General features: G+C 71.4%; 6 protein-coding genes. 3 read left to right on the top strand and 3 right to left on the bottom strand.

Annotation, left to right across the window (positions count from 1 at the left end; genetic code table 11):
* Nucleotides 1–24 precede the first annotated feature (24 nt).
* Nucleotides 25–474: a MarR family winged helix-turn-helix transcriptional regulator gene (locus tag C1J00_RS37430; protein WP_102913367.1), complete on the bottom strand. Its 450-nt coding sequence runs from the start codon at nt 472–474 to the stop codon at nt 25–27.
* A gap of 102 nt (nt 475–576) precedes the next feature.
* On the opposite strand from C1J00_RS37430, the gene C1J00_RS37425 reads away from it, so the two are divergent.
* A complete protein-coding gene (locus C1J00_RS37425; RefSeq protein WP_102913366.1) occupies nt 577–1,599 on the top strand; it encodes an NADP-dependent oxidoreductase in 1,023 nt (340 codons plus the stop codon).
* Nucleotides 1,600–1,710: 111 nt separating this feature from the next.
* Complete coding sequence (locus C1J00_RS37420) at nt 1,711–2,130, top strand: organic hydroperoxide resistance protein (RefSeq protein WP_102913365.1); 420 nt, start codon at nt 1,711–1,713, stop codon at nt 2,128–2,130.
* A gap of 78 nt (nt 2,131–2,208) precedes the next feature.
* Here C1J00_RS37420 and C1J00_RS37415 read toward each other — a convergent pair whose 3' ends face one another.
* Complete coding sequence (locus C1J00_RS37415; RefSeq protein ID WP_102913364.1) at nt 2,209–3,354, bottom strand: serine hydrolase domain-containing protein; 1,146 nt, start codon at nt 3,352–3,354, stop codon at nt 2,209–2,211.
* 224 nt (nt 3,355–3,578) lie between these two features.
* On the opposite strand from C1J00_RS37415, the gene C1J00_RS37410 reads away from it, so the two are divergent.
* Entirely contained in the window at nt 3,579–4,406 is an 828-nt protein-coding gene (locus C1J00_RS37410; RefSeq protein WP_102913363.1) for an EI24 domain-containing protein, read from the top strand.
* Here the strand turns inward: C1J00_RS37410 and C1J00_RS37405 are convergent.
* A partial coding sequence (locus C1J00_RS37405) for a pyroglutamyl-peptidase I (protein ID WP_102913362.1) occupies nt 4,357–5,497 on the bottom strand: 1,141 nt, incomplete at its 5' end. The two genes, C1J00_RS37410 and C1J00_RS37405, sit on opposite strands and share 50 nt — an antisense overlap.

Raw genomic sequence — 5,497 nt, 5'->3', positions numbered from 1 at the left:
CCCACCGGGTGAGGCGGCCCCGACTCAGCCCAGCATGCGCCGCAGCGTGTCCCGCAACGCCACCCGTTCGGCCTCGGAGAGCCCGGCGAGGGGCTCCCGGGCGAACCGCAGCGACTCCCGCAGGCTCCGGGCCACCCGCCGCCCCTCGGCCGTGGCCGCCGCCACCTTCACCCGGCGGTCGGTGGGGTCCGGCTGCCGCTCGACGAGCCCCCGTGCCTCCAGCCGGTCCACGATCCCCGTCACATTGGACGGCTCGCACTTCAGCTGCCGGGCCAGCTTGCGCATCGGCAGCGGTTCGAGGCACAGCAGGCTGAGCAGCCGCGCCTGGGCGCCGGTCAGGGCATGGTCCGCCGCCGCCGACTCGTAGTCCTCGTGGAACCGCACCACGACCTCCCCGATCAGCTCCACGACCTCAAGGGTCAGCGGATCCGGGCAGTCGGTCGTCTTCAGCGGCGTCGGTGTGGTGGAGGCCATGCCATCGAGGGTACCCGGTTATTTGACAACCTGAAATTTTCAGGAGCATGGTTGTTTCAGTTACTGAAACATCCGCATCGAGCCAGTGAGGTAAGGCGCATCATGACCGACACCCCCACCCTCCCCGCCGTAAGCCGTGAGTGGCACCTGGCGAGCCGCCCCGTCGGCTGGCCGAAGCCCGAGGACTTCGCGTTCGTCGAGGCGGAGGTCCCGCAGCCGGGTGAGGGGCAGGTCCTCGTCCGGAACAAGTACCTCTCCGTGGACCCGTACATGCGTGGCCGGATGAGCGACGCGAAGTCCTACGTCGCCCCCTTCGAGCTCGGCAAGGTCATGCAGGGCGGCGCCGTCGGCGAGGTCGTGGCCTCGAACGCCGAGGGGCTGTCCGTCGGGGATCACGTGCTGCACTTCTTCGGGTGGCGGGAGTACGCGGTCGTCGGTGCGAAGAACGCCGTGAAGGTGGACGCGGAGGCCGCGCCGCTGTCGACGTACCTGGGTGTGCTGGGCATGACCGGCCTCACCGCCTACGCGGGCCTGCTGCGGACCGCCGCCTTCAAGGAGGGCGACACCGTCTTCGTGTCCGGTGCGGCGGGCGCCGTGGGCGGCCAGGTCGGGCAGATCGCCAAACTGAAGGGCGCCGCGCGGGTCATCGGCTCCGCCGGGTCGGACGAGAAGGTGAAGCTCCTCACGGAGGAGTACGGCTTCGACGCCGCCTTCAACTACAAGGACGGGCCCGTCGGCAAGCAGCTGCGCGCCGCCGCCCCGGACGGGATCGACGTCTACTTCGACAACGTCGGCGGCGACCACCTGGAGGCGGCCATCGGCTCCCTCAACCAGGGCGGCCGGATCGCCGTCTGCGGCATGATCTCCGTCTACAACAACACCGAGCCCGCCCCGGGCCCGAAGAACCTCGCCCGTCTGATCGCGACCCGCGGCCGCATCGAGGGCTTCCTGGTCGGGGACCACTACGACCTGCAGCCGCAGTTCGTGCAGGAGGTCGCCCCCTGGGTCGCCTCCGGCGAGCTGAAGTACCGCGAGACCGTCGTCGAGGGCATCGAGAACAACCTGGAGGCGTTCCTGGGCGTTCTGCGCGGCGACAACACCGGAAAGATGATCGTCAAGCTCTGATGCTCGCCGCCCTCTGACGACTTCTGCCTACTTTCGGTATGCGGTAAGTTTTTTCCGAATCCGCTCGGCCCGGGCGCGAGCCGCGGCGGACCACCGAAGGAACAGAACCGCATGCCGATCCAGCAGTCCGACGTCCTGTACACCGCCGTCGCCACCGCCGAGAACGGGCGCGACGGCCGGGTCGCCACCGACGACGGCAGGCTCGACGTCGTCGTCAACCCGCCGCAGGAGATGGGCGGCAGCGGCGCCGGCACCAACCCGGAGCAGCTGTTCGCCGCCGGCTACAGCGCCTGCTTCCAGGGAGCTCTCGGCGTCGTCGCCCGTGAGGCGGGTGCCGACCTCACCGGTTCGACGGTCACCACCAAGGTCGGCCTCGGAAAGAACGGGGACGGGTTCGGGATCATCGTCGAGATTTCCGCCGACATCCCCAAGGTGGACCGGGGGGCCGCCCGCTCCCTGATCGAGAAGGCCCACGGCGTCTGCCCCTACTCGAAGGCGATTCGCGGCAACATCACCGTGACGCTGGTCTGATCACAGTCGTTGCGTATGCGGAGGCCGCATCCCTGGACGTGGGATGCGGCCTCCGCCCGTGTCCCGGCAAGGGACCCCTCAGAGGGCGAGCGCCGCCGTGTGGACCGCAAGCGCCAGGCGGCCGTTCTCCGGTGCCGCCCCGCCCGGGAAGGGGAACCGGCGGCGGGTGTAGCCGTAGGCGAGACCGCTCCACGGGTCCGCGAAGGCCTGGGAGCCGCCCGCGCCGCCGTGCCCGATCGTCCCGGCGCCGAGGAACGGGTACCACGTGTCAGCCGTCATCTGGAAGCCGAGCCCGAACGACCTGTGGGCCCGGGCCACCAGGTCGTAGCCGACCGAGTGGAACTGGCCGAACTCCGCGACGGTGTCCGGCTTCAGCAGCGCCGGCTGCTCGCCCACCTCGCTGATCGCCGCCGCGTACATCCCCGCCAGGCCCCGTGCGGACGCCACCCCGCCCACCGACGCCGGGCCCTTGGCGCGGATCAGCGGCATGTTCGGAAGGGAGACGAGGTCGGTCGGCTCCGCCGCGTTGCCGTTGAACGCGATCGAGGCCAGCGAGTGCCGACCGGTGGGCGTGGCGTCCAGGACGGCCTGCTGCTCCGGCGTCGGGGCCATCGGCTGGGTGCCGCGGAAGCGCGGTTCCTCGGGCGCGGGCAGGCCCAGGTGGAAGTCCAGGCCGTACGGCGTCCGGATCCGCTCCTGGTAGACCTCCTGGAGCGTGCGGCCCGTCGCACGGCGCACGACCTCGCCGGCCAGGGCGCCGACGACCAGCGCGTGATAGCCGAACGCCGTGCCGGGGCGCCAGAACGGCCGCTGGTCGGCGAGGCGTTCGGCGAGCTGGCGGTCGTCCGCCAGCTCCGCGAGCGTGAAGCCGGTGTCGGTACCGACCACGCCCGCCCGGTGCGCCAGCAGATCCCGCACCGTCAGGGCGCCCTTGCCCTCGGCCGCGAACTCCGGCCAGTAGTACGTCACCTTGCGGTCCAGTTCGAGCGTGCCGTCCTGGACGAGCAGAGCCACGACCAGGTAGGCGGCGCCCTTCGTGGACGAGAACACACCGTAGAGGGCGTCCGCGGCGGTCCCCGCCCACAGGTCGACGACCTTCCGGCCGTGGACGTAGGCGCACAGCTGCCCCTCGTAGTCGGCTCGCTCACCGGCCACGAACGCGGCGAACTCCTCGCGCACCGCCTCGAAGCCGTCCGCCACGGTGCCGTGGATCTCCTGCGTCATCCGCTCTCCTCAACTGAAGCGCTGTGTGCCACTGTGAACAATGCCCTCGCCACCTGCGGGAATTCCACCTCGTGGTGCGCACACGTGCCTCCACCGGGGCTTCCTGAGATCGGTACGGCGAGGTGTACCGGTTCGACTCAACGGCAACAAGAGCGCCTTCGTGTCACCAAAGCCCCGTACGGCCCTGTCGGGGAGCGGCCGGCGTGCCCCGATAGGGTTTCTCCATGCGCGATCTAGGGGCAGGTTTCCGGTACCTCCTGAAGGGCCAGCGGTGGGTGGCCCGGCACGGCAGGAGCTACGGCTTCGGCCTGCTCCCGGGCTTGATCACCCTCGTCCTGTACGCGGCGGTGCTGGTCGCGCTGGCGCTGTGGGGCGAGGACGCCGTGACCTGGGCGACGCCCTTCGCCGACGACTGGTCGAGCCCGTGGGCCGGCCTCTTCCGCGGCTTCCTGACCGCCGTTCTGTTCGCCCTCTCCCTGCTCCTCGCCGTCGTGACGTTCACCGCGATGACCCTGCTGATCGGGCAGCCCTTCTACGAGAACCTCTCCGAGAAGGTCGACCGGGACGTGTCCCCGGACGGGCACGCCCCCGAGTCGGGGCTGCCGCTCTGGCGCGAACTGTGGATCTCCGCCCGCGACAGCCTCCGCATCGTGCTGCGGGCCGCCCTGTGGGGTGTGCTGCTGTTCGGGTGCGGCTTCATCCCGGTGGTGGGGCAGACGGTCGTCCCGGTGATCGGGGTCGTCGTCACCGGGTTCTTCCTCACCGAGGAACTGACCGCCGTCGCCCTCCAGCGCCGCAGCGTCGAACTGCGCACCCGCCTCGCCCTGCTGCGCTCCCGCAAGACCCTCGTCTGGGGCTTCGGCACGCCGCTCGCCGTGGCCTTCCTGGTGCCGTTCGTCGCGGTGTTCCTGATGCCGGGCGCGGTCGCGGGCGCCACCCTCATGGCCCGTGACCTGCTGGACGAGGAGATCCGAGAGGGCGACGAGGAGGGCGACCAGGCCGCTACGACCCTTCGGAAGCCACCCTCAGGATCGCCCTCACCTGGGCGATGATGTCCAGCCGGTTCCGCACGAACTCCGGATCGGTGACCTCGGTGGTGTTCCCGGCCCCGAACTGCAGCACCGGCGTGTGCACATGCCCGCCCGGCAGCGTGTCGCGCAGCCCGAGCCGGTCCCGGAGCAGCGTCGCCCGGTAGGCGATCTCGTTGGAGAGGTAGTCCCCGCCGCCGCCCTCGCGTGCGGTCGAGCCGGGGGTGGGACCGTCGGGGCGTACGACGGGCTCGGTGGCGCCGGCCGGGATCTCGGTGACCTCGGTGTTGTCGTAGACGGGGAAGCGGCCGGTGTCCGCGGCGACGATCGCCGTGTGCGGCAGGGTGCTCGCGGTCCACTGCGGCTGCGTGGCCGGGTCGGTCACCGGCACGGTCCCGGTGCGGCCGATGTTGTCGTTGTCCCCGAAGCCGCCCCGCCAGGCCCCGTTGGTCCGCTCGATGTCGAAGCGCCCGACCCGCCCCTGGCTCACCGTCGTGAAGAGGTCGACCTCCGGCAGGTGCGGCCGCAGGGCCCGCTCCACCGTGCCCTCGGTGAAGTCCTGCCAGCGCACCGGGAAGACGGCCGTCTCGATCCGGGCCGGGCCGTCCGCCGTCGCGATCACGGTGCCGTCGAGGGCCAGCGCGGTGGCGCCGGAGGGGTTGGAGATCCGGATGTCCTGGTCCAGCGTGAACGGGTCGAAACCGGTGAGCAGGATCCGCTTCAGGGCCTTTCCGTGTGGATACCGGATGGCGCTCTGGCCGCGCGAGGTGCGCTCCAGCTCGTCCAGCAGCGCGGCCCGCTGCCCGCCCGTCAGACCGAAGTCCGGCTCCCAGGTGCGCACTTCACGCGTCATACCGAGCCGCGCCCAGTACAGCGGCCGGTCGTCGTCCCGGCTGATGTCCCCGCCGGCCGGGCCGCGTCCCTGTGCCCGGTCGACGGCCCGCTGCCACAGCCGCGTGCCCTCGCGTGTGACCGCCCGGCGGGCCTCCCCGTAGGTGCGGGCCGCCTCCAGCTCCCGGGCCAGCCGCGGGGCCACGGTGTCGAATCCGGAGCGGCGCAGGATCTCCTGCGGGGCGGCTCTGCCGAGCCGCTGCTCCTCCACGGTGGGGGAGGGG

The organism is Streptomyces cahuitamycinicus, from assembly GCF_002891435.1.
Taxonomy (GTDB): domain Bacteria; phylum Actinomycetota; class Actinomycetes; order Streptomycetales; family Streptomycetaceae; genus Streptomyces; species Streptomyces cahuitamycinicus.
This window is presented reverse-complemented; position numbering and strand designations above follow the sequence as displayed.

Excerpts from the sequence above, each read along its gene's own strand:
- C1J00_RS37430 (WP_102913367.1), bottom strand. The coding sequence starts at position 474 with ATGGCCTCCACCACACCGACGCCGCTGAAGACGACCGACTGCCCGGAT.
- C1J00_RS37425 (WP_102913366.1), top strand. The coding sequence starts at position 577 with ATGACCGACACCCCCACCCTCCCCGCCGTAAGCCGTGAGTGGCACCTG.
- C1J00_RS37420 (WP_102913365.1), top strand. The coding sequence starts at position 1,711 with ATGCCGATCCAGCAGTCCGACGTCCTGTACACCGCCGTCGCCACCGCC.
- C1J00_RS37415 (WP_102913364.1), bottom strand. The coding sequence starts at position 3,354 with ATGACGCAGGAGATCCACGGCACCGTGGCGGACGGCTTCGAGGCGGTG.
- C1J00_RS37410 (WP_102913363.1), top strand. The coding sequence starts at position 3,579 with ATGCGCGATCTAGGGGCAGGTTTCCGGTACCTCCTGAAGGGCCAGCGG.